Source organism: Paenibacillus sp. JT22N15 (assembly GCF_059383755.1).
Map to the genome: position 1 here is coordinate 250786 of NZ_JBXENV010000011.1, position 19335 is coordinate 270120.

General features: G+C 46.8%; 16 protein-coding genes, 7 tRNA genes and 1 rRNA gene. 5 read left to right on the forward strand and 19 right to left on the reverse strand.

What is annotated here, in order from left to right; all coding sequences use genetic code 11:
- Window positions 1-179: 179 nt before the first annotated feature.
- Window positions 180-1007, reverse strand: a complete 828-nt coding sequence (locus tag AC50X8_RS22470) for a sugar phosphate isomerase/epimerase family protein (protein ID WP_056037278.1) — start codon at window positions 1005-1007, stop codon at window positions 180-182.
- A 330-nt stretch (window positions 1008-1337) separates the two neighbouring features.
- Here AC50X8_RS22470 and brfA point away from each other — a divergent pair, with 330 nt between their 5' ends.
- Window positions 1338-1547, forward strand: coding sequence for a ribosome rescue factor BrfA (gene brfA / locus AC50X8_RS22475; protein WP_056037222.1), 210 nt, complete (start codon window positions 1338-1340; stop codon window positions 1545-1547).
- A gap of 22 nt (window positions 1548-1569) precedes the next feature.
- On the opposite strand, the gene AC50X8_RS22480 is transcribed toward brfA, so the two are convergent.
- Together AC50X8_RS22480 and AC50X8_RS22485 are read right to left on the reverse strand one after the other, a co-directional pair.
- Complete coding sequence (locus AC50X8_RS22480) at window positions 1570-1848, reverse strand: YqkE family protein (RefSeq protein WP_494881597.1); 279 nt, start codon at window positions 1846-1848, stop codon at window positions 1570-1572.
- A 152-nt stretch (window positions 1849-2000) separates the two neighbouring features.
- Window positions 2001-2288: a hypothetical protein gene (locus AC50X8_RS22485; RefSeq protein WP_056037229.1), complete on the reverse strand. Its 288-nt coding sequence runs from the start codon at window positions 2286-2288 to the stop codon at window positions 2001-2003.
- A gap of 265 nt (window positions 2289-2553) precedes the next feature.
- Between AC50X8_RS22485 and AC50X8_RS22490 the strand changes: the two genes are divergently transcribed.
- The gene (locus tag AC50X8_RS22490) at window positions 2554-3933 is read left to right on the forward strand and encodes a Glu/Leu/Phe/Val family dehydrogenase (protein ID WP_056037232.1); all 1380 of its coding nucleotides are present in this window, start codon (window positions 2554-2556) and stop codon (window positions 3931-3933) included.
- A gap of 121 nt (window positions 3934-4054) precedes the next feature.
- Here the strand turns inward: AC50X8_RS22490 and AC50X8_RS22495 are convergent, their stop codons facing one another.
- From AC50X8_RS22495 to isdC, 8 genes are all read right to left on the reverse strand, one after another.
- Window positions 4055-5290, reverse strand: coding sequence for an aminopeptidase (locus AC50X8_RS22495; protein WP_494881599.1), 1236 nt, complete (start codon window positions 5288-5290; stop codon window positions 4055-4057).
- A gap of 65 nt (window positions 5291-5355) precedes the next feature.
- The gene (locus AC50X8_RS22500) at window positions 5356-6342 is read right to left on the reverse strand and encodes a Gfo/Idh/MocA family protein (protein ID WP_494881601.1); all 987 of its coding nucleotides are present in this window, start codon (window positions 6340-6342) and stop codon (window positions 5356-5358) included.
- Between the two features lie 170 nt (window positions 6343-6512).
- Window positions 6513-7283 (reverse strand): ABC transporter ATP-binding protein, encoded by a 771-nt coding sequence (locus AC50X8_RS22505; RefSeq protein ID WP_494864153.1) that lies wholly within the window; start codon window positions 7281-7283, stop codon window positions 6513-6515.
- Window positions 7273-8256 (reverse strand): FecCD family ABC transporter permease, encoded by a 984-nt coding sequence (locus tag AC50X8_RS22510; protein ID WP_056037247.1) that lies wholly within the window; start codon window positions 8254-8256, stop codon window positions 7273-7275. Before AC50X8_RS22510 ends, AC50X8_RS22505 begins: the two co-directional genes overlap by 11 nt.
- Before the next feature lie 65 nt (window positions 8257-8321).
- Complete coding sequence (gene isdE, locus AC50X8_RS22515; protein ID WP_494881603.1) at window positions 8322-9287, reverse strand: heme ABC transporter substrate-binding protein IsdE; 966 nt, start codon at window positions 9285-9287, stop codon at window positions 8322-8324.
- A 149-nt stretch (window positions 9288-9436) separates the two neighbouring features.
- Window positions 9437-13093, reverse strand: a complete 3657-nt coding sequence (locus AC50X8_RS22520; RefSeq protein ID WP_494881605.1) for an NEAT domain-containing protein — start codon at window positions 13091-13093, stop codon at window positions 9437-9439.
- Between the two features lie 164 nt (window positions 13094-13257).
- Window positions 13258-13689 carry an NEAT domain-containing protein gene (locus tag AC50X8_RS22525; RefSeq protein ID WP_494881607.1) on the reverse strand — a complete coding sequence of 144 codons (432 nt, stop codon included), beginning with the start codon at window positions 13687-13689 and terminating at the stop codon, window positions 13258-13260.
- A 21-nt stretch (window positions 13690-13710) separates the two neighbouring features.
- Window positions 13711-14760: a heme uptake protein IsdC gene (gene isdC, locus AC50X8_RS22530; protein ID WP_494881615.1), complete on the reverse strand. Its 1050-nt coding sequence runs from the start codon at window positions 14758-14760 to the stop codon at window positions 13711-13713.
- 497 nt (window positions 14761-15257) lie between these two features.
- On the opposite strand from isdC, the gene AC50X8_RS22535 reads away from it, so the two are divergent.
- The 3 genes from AC50X8_RS22535 to isdG are packed head-to-tail and all read left to right on the forward strand — an operon-like array spanning window position 15258 to window position 18336.
- Window positions 15258-16226: an ABC transporter substrate-binding protein gene (locus tag AC50X8_RS22535; RefSeq protein WP_494881609.1), complete on the forward strand. Its 969-nt coding sequence runs from the start codon at window positions 15258-15260 to the stop codon at window positions 16224-16226.
- Window positions 16223-17221 (forward strand): FecCD family ABC transporter permease, encoded by a 999-nt coding sequence (locus AC50X8_RS22540; RefSeq protein WP_056037262.1) that lies wholly within the window; start codon window positions 16223-16225, stop codon window positions 17219-17221. The genes AC50X8_RS22535 and AC50X8_RS22540 overlap by 4 nt, the downstream gene beginning before the upstream one ends.
- On the forward strand, window positions 17218-18336 hold the full coding sequence (gene isdG / locus AC50X8_RS22545; RefSeq protein WP_494881611.1) for a heme oxygenase: 1119 nt from the start codon (window positions 17218-17220) through the stop codon (window positions 18334-18336). The genes AC50X8_RS22540 and isdG overlap by 4 nt, the downstream gene beginning before the upstream one ends.
- A gap of 184 nt (window positions 18337-18520) precedes the next feature.
- Here the strand turns inward: isdG and AC50X8_RS22550 are convergent.
- The 8 genes from AC50X8_RS22550 to AC50X8_RS22585 all read right to left on the reverse strand — a co-directional run.
- Window positions 18521-18597, reverse strand: a tRNA-Pro gene (locus AC50X8_RS22550).
- Window positions 18598-18606: 9 nt separating this feature from the next.
- Window positions 18607-18681: transfer RNA gene (locus tag AC50X8_RS22555), tRNA-Gly, on the reverse strand.
- Window positions 18682-18690: 9 nt separating this feature from the next.
- Window positions 18691-18777, reverse strand: a tRNA-Leu gene (locus tag AC50X8_RS22560).
- A gap of 19 nt (window positions 18778-18796) precedes the next feature.
- Window positions 18797-18872 (reverse strand) — tRNA-Thr (locus tag AC50X8_RS22565).
- 14 nt (window positions 18873-18886) lie between these two features.
- Window positions 18887-18963, reverse strand: a tRNA-Asp gene (locus AC50X8_RS22570).
- Between the two features lie 16 nt (window positions 18964-18979).
- Window positions 18980-19055: transfer RNA gene (locus AC50X8_RS22575), tRNA-Val, on the reverse strand.
- A gap of 10 nt (window positions 19056-19065) precedes the next feature.
- Window positions 19066-19140, reverse strand: a tRNA-Glu gene (locus AC50X8_RS22580).
- Between the two features lie 85 nt (window positions 19141-19225).
- A 23S ribosomal RNA gene (locus AC50X8_RS22585) occupies window positions 19226-19335 on the reverse strand; the annotation flags it as partial.

Sequence of the window (19335 nt, forward strand, 5' to 3'; positions counted from 1 at the left end):
ATACTTTTCTTTCCTTTTCCATCTTTATATTTATATTCTTTTCTTAATTTAATAAGAGAAGTCGTAATAATAACAACCATGAATAAAGGCATTACATAAGGCACTATTACATTCCACATATTAATCACCTATTTCTTATTGAGGCTCATTCTATTGAGAATGAAAAGGATGCCTGAAAGCTAAGCGTATTCTGAACGAATGCGCTCAATATAGCTTTTGGAAAACGCCATTTGCTCCTCGCTCGCCGTCTCCATAATAATATGAACGCCCGGCTTGTACTTATTAAGCAGGCGCATATACAGGCTGTAATTCATTTCGCCATAGCCCGCCGGAACCGTCTGCAGCTCTCCATTCGCATCGGGTTTGCGGTCCTTCGCATGAGCGCCAATAATCCGGTCGCCAAGCAGGGCGAATGCTTCTTCAATCACTTCGTCCTGACGGGCGAAGTTTTCCGTCGTCAGCAAATTGCCCGGATCGATCACGACGCCAACATGCGAGGACGGGATCTGTTGCAGAAAAGCGTGCAGCTCTGCCGCCGTGCCAATTAAATGGCTGCTGGCTGCCTCAATGCCAATGAATACGCCCCATTTTTCCGCTTCCTCTATAAGCTCTTGAACCGTCGATTTAAGCGTCTTCCAGTCCTGCTCCGTATAAACGCCGTCTGGATGGGTTCCCGTCTCAAAAGCAACCATAGGCGCGCCGAGCAGACGTGCGTAGCGGATCAGCTCCTTGAAGCGCTCTATATTTTCGCGAAGCTTCTGCTCATCGCGCTCAAAAAAATGCAAATAGCAGCCAAGCACGGAGATCGATACGCCATTTTTGCGAAGCTCCTCCGCTATCGACATCGCGAGCCCCGGAGTCAGCTTGCCCGGTTTATTTAAATCAACATCATTAATAGCCTTCCACATTGCCAGCTGGATATGGCTAAATCCGGCAGCGCCCACCTTCTCAGCCAGCTCCCGGTAAGACAAGCTCCCAAATAAATGTGCCAATACGCCTACGGACATTTCCTTCACCCTTTCTTTTTTCGCAACAGCAAGATACAAGATGATGTGCTTGCGCCTCTATTCAGTATAACGAAGTTAACCGCTGTGCAGGCGCTAAACAGCCTAATATAACGGTTAATTGAACATTTTCACCTGATTTTTGACGTCTAGCCAGTCAGTTATGATGACGCTTACTTTTTTGGCTCGTCTATTGACTGTAACGCAGGCCACAAAGTCTGTCAATTGGAAGCAGCCGATCCTTTCCTAAGCACCATTTTCAGCATATAATAGAAGCAGGTGCTTTGAAGCATCGGGCACCACATACGCAGGCAAAACAGGAGGAAAACGATGATGGCAATGAGCAAAGCGAAGAAAGCAAGACAAAAGCTGGCCCAAAGAGGACTAATGAATCCCGAACAGCTGCGGGGAAGCTGGAATGGCGTGAAGCCTGGTGAACGAAAAACGCCTACTCTGCAAGAGCGAGTAAATAAACTGCATACGAAACACAAAAGGAATCACGCAGGCAGAAGCGATGATTCCTTTTGTATTTATTGCGCCTGACAGGCAACAGCGCGATACTTCTTTATTTGTATTTTTTCCAGTCGCCCGGCTTGCTGTTGTTCAGCAAATATTCCATATCATTTTCCAGCCGCTTCTGCTCCTGCTTCCGCGCTTCATTCGCCTTCTGGGCGGCATCCTGCTTCTTCTGCTCCTCCGCTGCCTTCAGCGCATTCGACTGCTCCTTGAGCTTGCTCAGGACATCAGCACTCAGCAAATCCTTCAAGGTAGCCTGCTGGCTATCCGCCGCGTCCGCTTTCGGCTTGCTCGCATGCGTTGCTGCCTGCCGATTTTTTTTCGCCATCCGTAACACCTCTATTTCGTCGCAGTCTCATAGCCTTTCATTGTCGTTTATTATAGCATGATTTGGGCAAAATGAAAGACGCCCCTCGCCGCATGGCAGCGGGTTGGAGCGCCATTTGTTTACCTGCTTGACGCAGGCTGCTTTAAATATTATTAAGAGTAGTTGCCTTCGGAAATGCCTGCTATAATAGCAGCACCGAATACTAAGAAAAAGAAAATGTATAAAACGATACCGATTGCAGCCCACAACAATGAAGCCTTGGCATAGTTCGACTTGCTGATTTTTGTATTGCCTCCAAAAGCCCAGACGAACAGCATAATAATGTTCACGAGCGGAATAGCGCAGAGCAGAATAGTAATCATCCACTCTTTAAAGCTTACCGGCTCCGCCAAATGATTTTGCTGCTGATAGCCATTCTGATTTTGATATTGTTGTTCCATGACCTTTTCACTTCTCCCTCTATTTATCTAATGTTATTTTCTCTTGCTCTGTACATGTTAACGAGGAAAGCGACATATTTCAACATACTTTTGGATTATTTTCCATTTGTGAAATAGGCTTTAAGCACTAAAAAATATAATTTTTATTACGTAATACCTATATTACATTTTGGATTACTCTCCTTGCTATGTTAAAATGATGTAGGTGCCCCACCCGGCTCCATGTACTACAATCTTCGTTACCCACACTGGAGGTCGAATAAACATGGCAAACCAAACTGGCACAATCGTTCAGCAATCGTTGCATGCATTGTCGGGAGACTCCTCCTTTTTGTCCGATTTACAAGGAAAGCACCGGGATCAGGCTTTCCTGTCTTTAGCTGCTATTTTATCCACGCCAAATAAGGTGAATAAAGCTTTTTTACGCATTACGATGGATGATGGCGACGTCGTTCGCATACCGGCCTACCGCATCCAGCATAACGATACACTTGGCCCATACAAAGGCGGCATTCGTTTCCATGAGTCCGTAAATGAAGAAGAGGTTACCAATCTGGCAGCCTTGATGACGCTCAAAAATGCGCTGCACGACGTTCCGTTCGGCGGCGGCAAAGGCGGCGTCGGCATTAATCCGCGCCATTATTCAGCGAAAGAGCTATACATTATATGCAAAAAATACGTCCAATATTTTACCGATATTCTCGGTCCGGAAAAGGATATTCCCGCGCCCGATATGGGAACCGGCGAACGCGAGATGGACTGGATGATGGCCGAATATAAAAATATCCATCCCGGCAAGCCGTATCTCGGCAGCTTCACTGGCAAAAGCGTCATTAACGGCGGCTCATTAGGACGCCGGGAAGCGACAGGCAAGGGCGTTTATTTCACGTTCCGCTATATGCTGCATGATTTTCTTAAAGTGCACCGCGGCTATTTGACCAACAGCTCTAATCCGTTTGCTGCCAATGTACTCGCCCAAGCGGAAAAATCGCTTTCTATCGCCGTTCAAGGCTTCGGCAATGTCGGCTCCATCGCCGCGTTGGAAGCGCATAAATGCACCTATCTCAACAACAAGGTTGTGGCAGTCAGCGACCGCAATGTAACGCTTTACAATGCCGATGGCCTATCGATTCCGGCACTTATTGACTTCGCTAATCACCATCAAGGCGATTTGCCTAAGACGAAGGAAGAGCTTGCTGAGCTTGAGCTCAAAGCAGACATTTTGGAACGTGAGGAAGTGCTGTATCTGGATGTCGATGTGCTCGTGCTGGCCGCGCTGGAGGAGCAGGTTCGCGAGGATAATGTAGATAAAGTGAAAGCCAAGGTCATCGTCGAAGGGGCAAATGCGCCGATAACGGGCGAAGCTGACCAGAAGCTGTCCGACAATGGCGTTATTATTATTCCCGACATTTTGGCCAATGCTGGCGGCGTTATCGTCTCTTATTTCGAATGGCTGCAAGGCCGTGAAACGCAATATTTGACCGAAGAGCAAGTGCATCGCATGCTGTTTGAGAAAATGCAAAGCACACTCGGCTCCATATTGCCCTCTTTCTTTAGCGCCAACTTCACGCTGCGGCAAAATTGCTATAATCATTCGGTGATGAAGCTCTCGACGGTTCTGTACCGCCAAGGCAAGCTATACTAGGCTTAGCTGAGATAACCTAACCGCTATCATGCACGGATCAGGTAACAAAACGAAAAAACAGGCCCGAAGCTGCAACATGCAGCTCCGAGCCTGTCCTTGTTTCATGCTTATTTTTCACGTCTTAAAACGCCCAGTTGCCTTTGCGGAATACAGGAACGACTGTACCGTCGGCTTGAATGCCATCAATATCCATGTCGGCAGAGCCAATCATGAAATCATTATGCGTCAAGCTCGCATTAACGCCGTTTGCTTCCAGCTCTTCTGGCAACATTTTTTTCCCGCCTTCAATATTGAAGGCATAGCCGCTGCCGATCGCCAAATGGTTCGAAGCATTTTCATCAAACAGCGTATTGTAGAACAAAATATTCGACTCCGAAATCGGGGAATGATGCGGCACCAGTGCAACCTCGCCCAAATAACGCGCGCCCTCATCCGTATCAATCAGCTTTTGCAAAATCGCTTCGCCTTCCTCCGCCTCAGCCTTCACAATACGTCCGTTCTCGAAGGTCAGCTTAAAACGGTCAATGATGTTGCCGCCATAGCTGAGCGGTTTTGTGCTCGACACATAACCATTAACGCCGGTTTTCAGCGGCACGGTGAACACTTCCTCCGTCGGCATATTCGCCATAAACGGAACATTTTGCTCGTTTTCGCTGCCAGCCGCAACCCATAGATGCTTGTCATGCAGCTCAATTGTCAAATCCGTGCCCGGAGCGGTGTAATGCAGCTTTTTAAAATGGTAGTTGTTCAGCGCCTCGCCCTTGCTTCCAAGCGCTCTGTTATGCTCCTGCCAAGCCGCAACCGGATCTTCCGCATGCAGACGCACCGCCTTGAAAATCGCTTCCCACAGCAGCTCGACAGCTTGCTCGTCCTCCGCCTGCGGGAACACCTTCTTCGCCCAGTCCTTGGCCGCTGCCGCAACGACTGTCCAGCTCACCTTGTCCGCTTGAATCGCTCTGCGGAATTCCTTCAGCCCTGCTCCCGCCGCCTTCTGGTAGTTGGAAATACGCTGCGTGTCGATCCCTTTCAGCAGATCCGGGCTGGAGGAAACGATTGAAATAAATGCGGCGCCCTTATCAACAAACTCCTGGCGCTTCGCTGTTTCCCATTGCGGGAAATGCTCGAAAATTTCAGCGCCCGCTTTTTCATATTTTAATCTGGATAACTGGTCATCCGTCCAATCAATATGTACATTGCTTGCTCCAGCTGCATAAGCCTTCTCTGCGACGAGACGCACTAGAGGCGCCGCCTCAATCGCTCCCGTCACGAATACCGCCTGTCCCTGCTGGACATTTACACCTATTTTCACAATAATCTCAGCATATTTCTCCAATTGAACTACAAATGCATCGCTCATTCCAAGTCTCCTTTATCTCTATAAAATAGGTCCATCCACATTCCATTTACTTCCTTACATCCATATTATAGCCGATCTGCAGGGAAAACAAGCCCGATCTGGCTGCGCGCCTCATCCAGCACCTCAAGTACAGCAAGCGAGTTCGCAAGCGAATTAATATCCGATTCATGCTGGCCGCTCTGAATGAGCCGAATAAATGCCTCAGCCTCATACACCATCACATTATCTGCCTGCGGCACCGTCAGCTCCTCCAATTTGCCATCGCGGTATTCGATGCGCACCTGAGTCGGGTAGCTAATATTTTCAATGATCATATTGCCCGCTTCGCCTTGGATTTCCGCTGGAAGCTGGGAATTGGAAATTTTGGAGTGCAGCACGGCCGCATCCATTCCATCATATTGCAGCAGCAGACTGCCCTTGCCGTCCACACCGGACTCCAGCATAACGGCACTTGCTTTTACTTTATTCGGCTTGCCGAACAATGAGACCAGCGGGTAAACACTGTAAATGCCAATGTCCATCAGCGAGCCATTCGAAAACTCCGGCTTGAATGCGTTCATGACATTGCCTTCCTTGTAAGCATCATAACGCGAAGAATATTGACAATAGGATGCAAAATAACCCCGAATGGCTCCCAGCTTAGGCAGGTGCTCGCGAATAACTGCGAAGTTCGGCACGAACGTCGATTTCATCGCCTCCATAAGCAGCACATTATTTTCTTTGGCCGCTGCGATCATTTCCCGCATTTCCCGGGCGTTTGAAGCAATGGGCTTCTCGACAAGCACATGCTTGCCATGCTTCATGCAGGTGATGGCATGCTGAGCATGATGCGAGGTAGGGCTTGCGATATATACAGCGTCCACCTGATCGCTCTTTGCCATCTCCTCCAAATCTGTGAACGTATGTGGGATATTATATTTACTCGCAAATTCAGCCGCCCGCTCTGACGTTCGCGAATATACGGCCGCTAAAGCAAAATCCTCCAGCCCGCGTGCCGCTTCAATAAAGGAATCTGTAATTTTATTGGTGCCAATTAGGCCAAAACGTATCATAAGCTTATTCCTCACTATCTCATCTTAATTTGTTCCTCTTATTCTACCACTACAGCCGGCGAAAAAAAATAAAAGCCGACTGCCCGCGCATCCATCTGCTCGAACTGTCGACTTTCTAGCGTGTGGCATCCCGCCTGCACCTCGGCTCTGAGTTTCAATCCATCACGAGCTCAAATGCCGACAGGTACAACATACAGCCCCGTATCGCTTTCTTGCTTAAGCAGCACATCAACCTGATACGTTTCTTTTACGATTTCCTTCGTAATAACAGCCTCCGGCGTACCGCTCGCTACAATTTCGCCCGCTTTCATCACGACAATGCGGTCGCTGTAACGGATTGCTTGATTAATGTCATGGAGTACCATGACGATAGTCATGCCATGCTCCCGATTTAATGCCTTTACCAGCTCCAATATTTCAATCTGGTAATACATATCGAGGAAGGTCGTCGGCTCATCCAGAAACAAGATCGGCGTTTTTTGCGCCAGCGCCATCGCAATCCATACCCGCTGCTTCTCGCCGCCAGAAAGCTGATTGAGCCGCTGGCTGCGCTTCTGCTGCAGGTTGGTCGAGTCAAGCGCCTCTTCAATCGCCCGCTCGTCCTCCTCATTCGCCTGTCCGAGGAAGCTGCGATGCGGCAGCCGACCATAGCTGACGAGCCGCTCCACCGTTAAATCGTAAGGCGCCTCATTTTGCTGATGCACGACCGCAAGCTTTTTAGCTAGCTCCTTTGGCTTGATTTGGGCCAGCGACTTGCCATCGAGCAGCACCTCCCCATGAGCGGGCGCATAGTTTTGCGATAAAATACCGAGCAGCGTCGATTTGCCGCAGCCATTTGGGCCGATAATCGTCGTTATTTTTCCCGTTTCAATTTTATCGCTGATGTTTTTAAGCTGGTCTGACTTTTTGTCATAGGAGAACGTCACCTGTTTAATTTCCATAAACGCGCTCACTCCTTCTAAGCATAAAGATGAGGAATGGCCCGCCGATAATCGTCATTATGATCGAAGCCGGAATTTCCGTCGGCGCGAGCACCGTCCGTCCGAGCGTATCCGCTGCTAAAATCAGCAAGGCGCCGCCCAGCGCAGAAAACGGAATAAGCACCTTATGATCGGAGCCAACCAAGGTACGCGCAATATGCGGAACGAGCAGGCCGACGAAAGCAATCAAGCCGCCAATGGCCGTTGCTACGGATGCGAGCAGCACCGCTACGACCGAGATCAGCAGCCGTGCCCGCGTTACCCGCAGCCCGAGATTTTTCGCCGTTTTGTCCTGTAAGCTGAGCATATTGCACCATGAACTGAGCAGCAAGGACAGCAGCAGGCCAATTAGGCCATACAGCCCGATAATTTGCACATCCGTCCACGTCTTCATGGTGAAAATCGATGAAATCGCCTGATTGACGCTCGTAACCGCGTAGCTGCCGCGATAATTAAACGACTGGCCGAGTCCCGTAAATGTCGCATTAATGGCAATCCCGACGAGAATAAGCCGCAACGGGCTAAGTCCCGACTTCCACGACAGCGCATAAACGAGGTAGCAGGCCAGCGCACCGCCGAAAAAGGAAAACAGCGGCATCCAGAAAAACAGCCCTGGAAAAACCGTTACAACAGTCAGCGATACTAGCCCTGCCCCCGATGAAATGCCAATCACGCCTGCATCCGCAAGCGGATTTTTCATTACGGCCTGAAGCAATACGCCGGACACCGCAAGCGAAGCTCCTGTCAGCAGAGAGACGATAATACGCGGAAACCGCAAATCTTTTATAACCTCTACCTGATCATTCGTTCCTGAAAATAAACCCTGCACCAAATCCAAAATGCCTACCTTAATACTCCCGGTCATAGCGGAATAAATGATAGCGGCTACCAGCAAAGCGATAACGACAATAAAACTGCCAACCTTCTTAATCATGACCAACGTCCTTTATGAAAAGTTCCCGAGCCGAACCTTGCCGGGCCACATCACGCCGTATTCGCTTATGGGTAGAGCATTCCCATCAAAGCATCGATAGCATCTACAGCGTATAAATTACCCGTCGTTCCGAATAAAGCTTCTTCCAAATCATATACTCGGCCGTTTTGTACGGCGCTGAAGTGCTTCCAAATATCGTTTTTCTGGAACTCCTTATCGAACATCTTCACAACTTCCTCCGGCATGCCATGGGCGGCACGCAAAATCACATCCGGATTCGACTGCTGCAAATATTCCGTGTTGGATGCTAAATACTCTACACTTTCACCCTGTACAATGTTGACGCCGCCAGCAAGCCGAACCAGATCGCCAATGTACGAATGCTCAGTCGCAACAAGATAACTGCCGGGCACGCCTAGCAAAATCAATACGCTTGGCTTTTTCTTCTCAGCCGTAGCCGTATGAATCTCCGCCACCTTCTGTTCGAACTTATCGACGATAGCTTGCGCTTGTGCTTGCTTATTGTACGTCTCGCCCAGCTTTTTAAGAGCATTATTCATGCTTTCCACACTCGTAAGGTTGAGAAAATCAGCCTGCATCCCCGCCGCTTCAAAAACCGGCTTCAGGTCATACTCCAGCGTCGTCACCGACAATATTTCCGTCGGCTTGAGCGATTTGACGAGCTCCATATCTGGGCTCATCGGATTGCCTACTCTTGTCACTTGGTCATAGCGGGCAGGAAGCGTCTTGGAGCTGGTCGGCACGCCTACAAGCTCCACTTCAAGCGCATCCAGCATTTGCGTAATCGCGACGGTTGTTGATACGACCCGCTGCTCTGCCGCAGGAGAAGAAGCCGGCTCGGCCGTATTTTTCGCCTGCTCGGCCGGCTCGGCTTGCTCAGCCTGTGCGGACTGGCCCGCTCCCTGCTGCTCCTTGGCAGCAGGATCAACGCCTGTTGCCGAGCAGGCAGCTAGCAGAAGCAGCGCCATCAATCCGAGCACTCCAAGCATTTTGCCAAAAGCGTTATTCATCCGTTTATCTAACTCCCTTCATGAGAACATGACAAGGATACCGGTCTCCCGGCATCCTTGTCAGCTTTGCTTCATTTGTGTATGAACCGCAGGATTCACATACAGGAAGTACCTTTATCTTTATCTCCCTGCGTGCTCATGTTTCCTGCTTATTTCGTTTCCAGAAGCTTCATGATCAGCGTCAATGCTTCCGCTCTTGTTGCGTTAGCAAGCGGTTCAAATTTATTGCCGCCTTTGCCTTGTACATAGCCAGCTTTTGCAGCAGCAGCAATGTCATTTTTCGCCCAATCGGGAATCGAGGCAGCATCTGCGAAGCTTAGCTCGTTCGTCTCATCAATGTCGAGCTTAGCTGCTCGAACGATAATGGAGGCCAGTTCCGAACGGTTAATTTCTCTGCTTGGAAGGAATGTTCCGTTCGCATAGCCAGAAATCAAGCCTGCTTTCGCAGCACGGTCAATGTGCGGCTTCGCCCATGCAGGGATTTGCTTGCTGTCATTGAATGTCGCACTTGTCGATCCATCCGTGAGCTTCAAGGCCCGGCTGATCAGAACGGCGAACTCAGCGCGAGTAATGACGCCATTCGGACGGAATTTGCCATCGGAATAACCTTTGACGATACCAAGCTCCAGCGCTTTTTCAATAGATGCTTGTGCCCAGTGGCCTTGAATATCCTTAAAGTCCGTTACAACAGGCTCGTTCAAATCATCTTTGCCTGCATTCGGATCTTTTTCTTCAACGACTTCCACATCGCCTACACCAGGTGCTACAGAACCAGCGGTCGCTACTAGAGTGTTAGGATAGAACTCGATTTGAATATCATACTCATGGAAATAATTCATAGCAGCCCAATCAATTTTGACCCAGCCATCGATGCGATTATTGATATTTGGGACATTGAAGTAGACAACCCGCGTGTTATTTACCGTGTCTCTGCTTTCAACACTAACACTGTTATTGTTAAATTTGAGCCCTGTAATTTCCTTGTCCTGCTTAAGCGTCATATAAAATGTTTTTGTGCCGCCCGAAACTTTCAGCAGTCCTGGGGAAATGACATAATCCTGCATAACGGACTTATTATCTGTTCCGTATTTTTTGATTTCAAACTGCAAGAAGTAGTTGCCGTCTGCCAGTTGTCCTGGAACAGTCGTTCCTGGCAGTTCAGTAACAGGAGCATCAGCTGTTTTGGTAATGTCGGCAAATTGAACAGCATATTGCACATCCGTTGCTGCCCCGCTAACTTCAACAACAAGCGAATACGTATCTGTAAGATTTGGAACAGCGAATTTAACAGGCGTACCTGTTATAACTGCTGCCAAGAATACAGCGTTTGCCAGCGAAGCGGCATTGTTTGCGCCACTTGTTGAGCCTATTGGAAGAATTTCAGCGCCTGTAGCATTATTTTTCAGCTTCTTAATCGTTACTCCCGCTTTAGGAGTGAAGCTAATAATGTTGCTTCCGTTACTATACGTCAAAACTCCTGATGCTTCCAAATGATCAGAAATGCCTTCATCAGAAGATTTAAACACGAGGCTGTAGGTGCCATTGCCTAGAACTTTTGCAGCTTTAAACGCAATAACCGCCTGTTCCAGAGCAGAACTACCGTCTTTTACTTGTGCTTCTGATGCCATCGGGTTAGTTGTGATAGCTTTCGCCGCAGTAATTACAGCTAATAATTTAGCTTTTGCCTGCGCTGGATACTTATCAATTTCTGTTCCCTCAGCTGCTTCATCATGTAATTTTTGAGCTGCAGCTATGCTAGCTTTCAAAGCTGTAGCATCAGCCGTACCAAAGCTCAAACGAATGTTGTGATCCGCTTCATAAGGCTGTCCTGATCTCGGGTCAATGACCGTAGGCATGGAAATATGGACCTGAGCGTCCAACAGCGCCGTCAAATCACTTACTTTGAACTTAACTACTCTAGTATTAGCCGTTGTATCCGTACTTACAATAGTAGAATCAACTAGTACGCCGTTTTCCTTCACTTTGAATGCTGTAACGATACTGCTGTCTTTGATTGTAAAGCTTACAAAGGTGGAACCGTCAACTGAAGTTACGTTTGCTGGTTTCAGGAAGTAGCTGTCCATGCTGGAAAATGCCTGATTAGTTGCATGTAGAGCCGCAAAATAAATCTGACGGTTTGCTGATGCTTTAAATGCTGTCACCGCTTGCTCCAGCGCTGTGTTGGCACTGTTTAATTGCAATCTTGTAGCCGATAATTGCTCGGCTTTCGCTGTAGCTGTTTCAATAGCAGTTTGAAGCGCTGCTATGGTGTTGTTATCGTATTGACCAGCTTCTGTGCCTACAATCGCTTGATCATGTACCAATTGTGCTGCTTCAATAGTAGCGCTTAGCGTCTTAAACTGTTCCGAGTTATAGCTCAAATATACGGATTTTGTAACTGAATCTGTTTTGTAAACCAAGTATGACAGCCCTTGGAATGTACTATCGGTTGCATTATCGTTTCTCACAGCCACCTGATAGATCGTTTTGTCTGCATCAGAAAGGCTGTTTACTTTATAAAAAGGTGGAGAGATAGCAGTAGAATATCCGCCTCCGCTCGATGGGAAAGAAGCTTTCAAAGCAGACTCGTCTACCGCTGTTTTAAACGGAATATTAGCAACTGTATGTTTTAATTTACCTTGCAGCAATGTAATTTGCGAAGCAAAATCTCCTGCGAATTCAGAAATTTCAGCATCGCTGCCAAGAGAGTTCAAAACAATGAGATCTATTACCTGCGCATTGTAGCGGCTGTTTTTTACGTTTTTCTCTACATTTTGCAAAGCAAGCAGGGCATCATCGACTTGTTTTTGGGTAGCATCCCGATTATAAGCCATGTTGTTAGCCGTATTAATAGCATTTTGCATACTCAGCTCGGAATTATAAGGATATTCTCCATCGCTTACAATATTCGTCCCGCTGCCGTTATCTGCTGTTCCCGTATTTTTCACAGTAGCAGCGAATGTACCAGCCTCTGTAATGCCTTGGAACAAAGCAATTTTGCTGACGCTAATTCGTCCAGCCTCATACTCTTTTTTAGCCTCATTTAGAATGGCGTAGGCCGCTTTAATCAGTTCAATATTGCCGCCTGCTGATGCAGCGATACCATCTGCCATTTGAATTGCATTATAAAGCTTTGTTTTGGAGCCAACAGGATAAAACCCATCTCCTGTGCCTTCATAAGTGCTTTCATAGACGGATCTGGTAACTGTGAAAAGCTCATTCAACTTTTCAAGTGTTACTGTTTCACTACCGCTGCCATTGTCAACACCACCATCTACTGGACCAGTAGGAAGCGTTGTTGTATCCAAATCGAGCTGCAGGTTGTACCAACTATCATAATTTGCAGCCGGTAGAACGATATGCACCAGAATATCCTGGCGCTGGCTCAAGTCAGCTATATCGATCCGCGCTTTAACAGCATCCGGGTTCGTTCCATCACCAAGCAAGGTCGGCGTTACTGTTTTGTAGCCATCCATACCTGTGACGGTTTGACCATTTATAGTTGCCTTCGCTTGGCCTTCCATACGTGCAGAAAAATGTTGAAATGCTGTATATTTAAAAAATTCATTTTCAAATTGAGCCTTGCCATCTTTCACTATCAGTTTGCCTGTATTAGGTACGACGACCATCGATTCTAAAATCGAGGTTTCATTTGTGTTGTCTTTCAAATAACGAAAGTTGATCGGATACTCTCCATCTGGCACCGTTGTAGCTGCCGCTTGAGCAATTGGACCTATGCTTGCTACTTGCAGCATTAACACTAATGCAAGAAGCAATGCCACCACTTTTGTATATTGCTTTTTCACCCTGCTTACTCTCCTTTTAACGGTTCATTTATTTCCACTAACTCTATGTCTCGCTTGCAAGACTTTGTAATTTTCTAACATACTGATTTACCCGGCAAAAGAACGGTCTGGATAAATCAGACCGTTCTTTGTACTCTATCTGTGTTTAATTTGTGCGAATGGTCTTACAGATCCCAGCTGAATTTAATGTCATGAACTGTGTTGTAGCCATCTGGGTAACCAGGGAATGGTGGCACTGTAACATGGATTTTAGCAACTGTTTGAGCAGTAAGGTCATTTACTACGAAAGTAAATTGTTTGTCATCGTTTGAAAGAGTAGTTGCAGGAACGAGAGTGTAAGTAGCGCCACCATCATTGGAAATGCTCAGCGAGTTGATGTAGCTGCCGCCAGAGAAAGACAATGTAACTGTTTTATTATCCGATGCAAGGCTTGCAGGGCTATTTGCATATGCATTAGCATAAGAAACTGTGCCATCTGGTTTCAGCACAGTAAAGTTTAGCGAAGTTGCCGCAAAAGCAGAACCTACTTGAACAACTAGTGCAACAGCCATAACCAACAGCATCAAAGGCATCATTTTTTTGAACGATTTAATCATAATTATAAACACTCCCTATTATTAGTTTTTGGCTTTGTTCTTCCGATAAAAATACATAATAGCTCCTACTAAAACAACGATACCAACAACAGTCACTGGTGTTACCCAATTATTAGAACGCTCTTGAAGCGGTTCTACCTCTGCTGCGGCTTCTACAGAATCATTTTCGTTGGCCTTGCCTGCATCCTCAGCCGTCCCTTCGGTTTCAGATACACTGGAAGTGTCAACAGACTCGTCTGTTCCCGCTTCCAAAACCGCCTTCGCAGCTGCCTCTGGTGAAACGGTTGCTTCAACTGCAGGAGTTGCTTCATCAGCTGGTGCTTCCGGTTTCTCTACTGCTTCAGGAGATGCGCTTGCGACGGTCTCCTGAGGCACTGCCGATGATGGGATAGCGCTTTCCGTTACGCTGTCAGCTCCACCTTTTTCATCGGCAACAGTTGGCGTTGCTTGAGCCGAAGCTTTCGGCGTAGCTGTTGCTTCCGCAGAATTTCCATCCATTGTAGGCGCCTTGGTAGCTTTCGGGGAAGCAGTCGCCTTAGGAGTTGGCGTGGCTGTCGGCTTTGTTGCTGCAGACTCTGCAGGTTTGGGAGTGGTCTCCACTTTTGCAGGAGTTTCTGCCTTGCTTACAAGCTTCAGGCTATTCGTATCAAAATCGAATCGTATAGTGTAGTCGTGATCATAATCAATATCGGGAACCGTGACATGAATTTTAGACAGCATCGTTTGGGACAAATCATCTACGCTGAACTGTACAACCCGCGTATCATTAGCCTTACTGCTGCTGATAATCTTCGTGTTCACATATCCTCCACCGCCAGGGACTTTAAACTCTGTTACCCAAGCACTATGATTAATTTGCAGCTGCACTGTTATTTTTCCGTTTTCAACGATAACCTTGGCAGGCTTTTCCCAATAATCATTTGCCATAGATGCTGATTCATCTTCAGCTTTCTTGATGACATAATCAATCGTATATGTACCGTCTGTCATGCTCTGCGCATAGGCTGCCGGTGCTGTAAGAAAAATCATAAAACAAATAATTAAGAATGCTGATATTGGGAGTTTACGAATGAAGTCTTTCTCCTCCTCTCCTGTCGTATGGAAAAAATAGTTTAGAAAAGGTAGACAACAATCAAGTTAATGATTATCATTATCAATTGAGTGTTAAAAAAAATACCTTTTCTTTCCCTCCCCTAAGTCTGCTCATCATACTCTTCACAGCTCTCAGGATGCCTAGCAAACTGTTTATCAGCTGCCCGACAACTTGATATTAACGTAACTGTATTAATTTTGTCAATCACTTATTTCTATATTTTTTTGTTTTATTTTTCTTTTAATGATTTTAAAGCTTAAGATATGATTTTTATATCACCATAAAAATAATATTAATTTCATTTTTATGAGTAAAATCAATATTTATTGTTTAAAAATATACATTTAAAATTTTCTTTCTCCAATATTATTTTTTTCTATATATTGTTTATTTCTTATTGACATTGATTATCATTTACAATATCATTATTTTAATAATAATAATAATCATTATCATATCGGATTGGGAGGATTATATGAAAATTGTATACCCTGTGATGCTGGCCCTGCTTCTCTTAGCCGCACCAGGTTGCTCACAAAATGTTAATTCAGCCGCCTCACAAGGGGTTGCAAGTCATGCTGGGAAACAAAATGCGGTGGCCATAACCGATTTTGCAGGAAGGCAACTAACATTTGCTGCTGTCCCTTCGCATATTGTAGCGTTAAGCAATGGTGAAGCCGATATTGTTTATGCCCTAGGGGGAACACTCGTCGGCCGTCCTACCTCCTCCGTTCCATTAGCCAACGAAGAAGCAGAGGCCGTGGAACAAATCGGATCTACCCATGAGGTCGATCTGGAGAAAATCGCCTTTTTGAAAGCGGATGTCGTTCTCGGCAACAATCCTATGAATACGAAGGATATACCGACTATCGAAAGCATTGGGGCCAAGATGGTGCTCTCCTCTGCCAATTCTATAGACGATATTAAAAAACAAATTGCGCTGTTAGGCCAGCTTCTGCAAAAACAGTCGCGGGCTGAAGAGCTTATTGCCGAAATCGATGGCAAGCTCAGCCAAATTGCAGCAAATGCCAGCACGAATAAGACGCGGGCTTTATTAGTATACGGCGCTCCGGGCACCTTTATGGCCGCACTGCCCAACTCTCTCAGCGGCAACATTTTGGAGATGGCTGGCGGAGAAAATATCGCCTCGGATTATGAAGCGCTTCAAAGCTATCCACAATATGCTCAGCTCAATTCAGAAAGAATTGTTCAGTCTAATCCACAAGTTGTCATGATTATGACACATGGCAACCCGGATCAGGTAAAAGATGCCTTCCTAAAGGAAATGCAAAGCAATGCTGCCTGGAATGGACTTGATGCTGTAAAAAATAATGCCATCGAAGTGCTGCCTGCCGACCTGTTCGGCACAAACCCGGGGACGCGTGTAACAGATGCGCTCACCCTTATGATTGAAATGCTAGATGGAGCGAAGAAGCAGCCATGAATAAAACTCAGCGAAGCCGCCGGCGCAAATGGTCTATCCTAATTGCGCCTATTATTTTGCTACTTGTTACTTATTTCGGTCTCGTTTACGGGTCTGTTCCTATTACTTTAAAAGAGATTGGCCAGGTTCTCACCTCCGATGCCGATCCCCGTTACGAAACCATTATTATGAATTTAAGAATGCCGCGCGTTATTATTGGTTTGCTGGTAGGTGCTTGCCTAGCTGCATCAGGCGCTCTGTTGCAAGGGGTAATGCGCAATCCGCTGGCGGATCCCGGCATTATCGGGGTTTCCGCTGGCGGAGGCCTTGCAGCTGTCATCACAATGGTCGTTCTTCCGCAGCTTGGCTATATGCTGCCAATAGCTGCCTTTTTAGGTGCAAGCATTACTTGCCTGCTGATCTATTTGAGCGCATGGGACAAAGGGACATCGCCTATCAAAATCGTACTCGCAGGCGTAGCCATTAATGCGCTGCTCGGCGCTGTAACAAACGGACTTATGGTCGTCTATAGCGACCGCGTACAATCGGTTCTACCTTGGCTTGCTGGTGGGCTGAACGGAAGAAGCTGGAGCCATCTCTCCTTTATGGCACCTTATGCCATTGTCGGTTTGCTGCTCTGCTTTCTGGCGATTAAGCCAGCCAATGTGCTGCTGCTAGGCGATGACTCCGCCCAACTGCTTGGCCAAAAAGTTCAAATCCAGCGCTTCCTGCTCATTATTTTGGCTGCATTGTTAGCCGGAGCTGCCGTCAGCGTCGCGGGGCTAATTGGTTTTGTTGGACTCGTCGTCCCACATGCCGTTCGTTTAATTATCGGAGACGACTACCGCTTTCTCCTTCCGCTTTCTATAGTCGGTGGAGCATCTTTAGTCGTTTTAGCAGATACATTCGCACGTACCTGGTTTGATCCGATTGAGCTTCCTGTAGGCATCCTTCTTGCCTGTCTGGGAGCACCATTCTTTCTTTATCTATTACGTAAAAAGGGGGCAATACGATGAATGCTGCTATTCATATTGAAAATGTAGGCTTATCCGTCGGCGCTTTCGAAATGGAAGATGCCAATATGATTATTCCTTCTGGAAAAATCACAGCCATCGTTGGTCCTAATGGATCAGGCAAATCGACAATGCTGAAGGTCATTACCAAGCTGCTTACGCCAGACAAAGGCGAAGTATTTATTAATCAGAAGCCGCTTAAAACCTACAAATCCAAAGATTTTGCCAAAGATATCGCTATGCTTACGCAATCCAAAGAAATGATTCCCGACCTGACGGTACGTGAACTCGTTTCCTTTGGGCGTTCACCTCATAAGCCTATGTTCAAAAACAAAATGACAAATGAAGACAATGACATCATCGATTGGGCCCTAAAGATTACCGGCACTAAGCGTTACCAGCATCAAATGTTTTACACTTTATCTGGAGGTGAACAGCAAAAAGCCCGAATCGCAATGGCTTTGGCGCAAAAAACGAATATTCTTCTGCTCGACGAGCCTACTACTTATCTCGATATTGCCCATCAATTCGATGTAATGGAGATGCTGCAGCAGATTAATCGGGATCATCAGATTACAATTGTTATGGTTTTACATGACCTCCAGCAAGCAGCTGCATACTGTGACCATATGATTGCTATGAAACGCGGATTAATTGCCATGACAGGGGAACCCCAAACCGTACTAACTTCAGAGTTTTTAAAAGATGTGTATAACATGGATGCCCGTATCAAATTTGATGAAGGTTATCCCCTTATTATCCCGAATCCAAGAAAAAATCAGGAGGACACCAAAATGATTATTGTAACGAATGCATCCCATATTACAAAAGGCAATGCTCACAAGCTGATTGAACGCTTCGATCGCGTTGGCGATGTAGAGAAAGCAGAGGGTTTCCTTGGCCTTGAGGTTTTGCTGACAGAGAAAACGAAAGATTATGAGGAAGTATCCATTGTAACACGCTGGAATACGAAAGATGATTTCCAAGCTTGGACTCGCAGCGACGCTTTCCGTGAAGCTCATTCTCGTCGCGGTGGAACACCGGACTATATTATTTCCAATACAATTACCTTCTACGAAGTTAAAGTCATCAGAAACCCGATTGCTGCGGTTAACTAGCCTACTGCTTTAAACACATTTATTCCTATAAAAAAAGAAGCTTGCAGAGCCACTCTTGATGTGGAATTGCAAGCTTCTTTCATATGTAACAGCTGTCGCGCTGATCTATTATCGGGCAAATAAAAAAAGCCTGCTCTTGCGCTCCAATTACCGAGCAAGTTCAGACATGCTGTAAAACTTATAATGGTCGGGACGACACGATTTGAACATGCGACCCCCTGGTCCCAAACCAGGTGCTCTACCAAGCTGAGCTACGTCCCGAAACAAAAATGGAGCGGACGACGAGATTCGAACTCGCGACCCTCGCCTTGGCAAGGCGATGCTCTACCACTGAGCCACGTCCGCAAAAAAATATGGTGCGGTCGAGAGGACTCGAACCTCCACGGCTGTTACACCACTAGAACCTGAATCTAGCGCGTCTGCCAATTCCGCCACGACCGCATATTTTTTTGAAAAAAGATGGTGCCGTCGAGAGGACTTGAACCCCCAACCTACTGATTACAAGTCAGTTGCTCTACCAATTGAGCTACAACGGCACAGAATGAAAGAATGGCGGAGCTGACGAGATTCGAACTCGCGGTCTCCTGCGTGACAGGCAGGCATGTTAGGCCTCTACACCACAGCTCCGTATTCAAAATCATAATGGTGGAGGCTGAGGGGATCGAACCCCCGACCCTCTGCTTGTAAGGCAGATGCTCTCCCAGCTGAGCTAAGCCTCCGAAAATGGTATGGTGACCCGTAGGGGACTCGAACCCCTGTTACCTCCGTGAAAGGGAGGTGTCTTAACCACTTGACCAACGGGCCATGATCACGTTTAAAACCAATCAATGTGTGTTGCACATTGAAAACTGGATGCGAAAGATAAAGTCTGAAACTTTAGCGTGTTGTTTAGGATAAGCCCTCGACCGATTAGTATTCGTCAGCTGCACGCATTGCTGCGCTTCCACCCCGAACCTATCAACCTCGTCGTCTTCAAGGGGTCTTACTAAATTGGGAAAT

Coding starts and splice junctions, on each gene's coding strand:
- AC50X8_RS22505 (WP_494864153.1), bottom strand. CDS start 7,283: ATGGAAATTAAACAGGTGACGTTCTCCTATGACAAAAAGTCAGACCAG.
- isdG (WP_494881611.1), top strand. CDS start 17,218: ATGAATGCTGCTATTCATATTGAAAATGTAGGCTTATCCGTCGGCGCT.
- AC50X8_RS22490 (WP_056037232.1), top strand. CDS start 2,554: ATGGCAAACCAAACTGGCACAATCGTTCAGCAATCGTTGCATGCATTG.
- AC50X8_RS22510 (WP_056037247.1), bottom strand. CDS start 8,256: ATGATTAAGAAGGTTGGCAGTTTTATTGTCGTTATCGCTTTGCTGGTA.
- AC50X8_RS22495 (WP_494881599.1), bottom strand. CDS start 5,290: ATGAGCGATGCATTTGTAGTTCAATTGGAGAAATATGCTGAGATTATT.
- AC50X8_RS22535 (WP_494881609.1), top strand. CDS start 15,258: ATGAAAATTGTATACCCTGTGATGCTGGCCCTGCTTCTCTTAGCCGCA.
- isdE (WP_494881603.1), bottom strand. CDS start 9,287: ATGAATAACGCTTTTGGCAAAATGCTTGGAGTGCTCGGATTGATGGCG.
- AC50X8_RS22500 (WP_494881601.1), bottom strand. CDS start 6,342: ATGATACGTTTTGGCCTAATTGGCACCAATAAAATTACAGATTCCTTT.
- AC50X8_RS22485 (WP_056037229.1), bottom strand. CDS start 2,288: ATGGAACAACAATATCAAAATCAGAATGGCTATCAGCAGCAAAATCAT.
- AC50X8_RS22540 (WP_056037262.1), top strand. CDS start 16,223: ATGAATAAAACTCAGCGAAGCCGCCGGCGCAAATGGTCTATCCTAATT.
- AC50X8_RS22480 (WP_494881597.1), bottom strand. CDS start 1,848: ATGGCGAAAAAAAATCGGCAGGCAGCAACGCATGCGAGCAAGCCGAAA.
- AC50X8_RS22525 (WP_494881607.1), bottom strand. CDS start 13,689: ATGATTAAATCGTTCAAAAAAATGATGCCTTTGATGCTGTTGGTTATG.
- brfA (WP_056037222.1), top strand. CDS start 1,338: ATGGCAATGAGCAAAGCGAAGAAAGCAAGACAAAAGCTGGCCCAAAGA.
- AC50X8_RS22470 (WP_056037278.1), bottom strand. CDS start 1,007: ATGTCCGTAGGCGTATTGGCACATTTATTTGGGAGCTTGTCTTACCGG.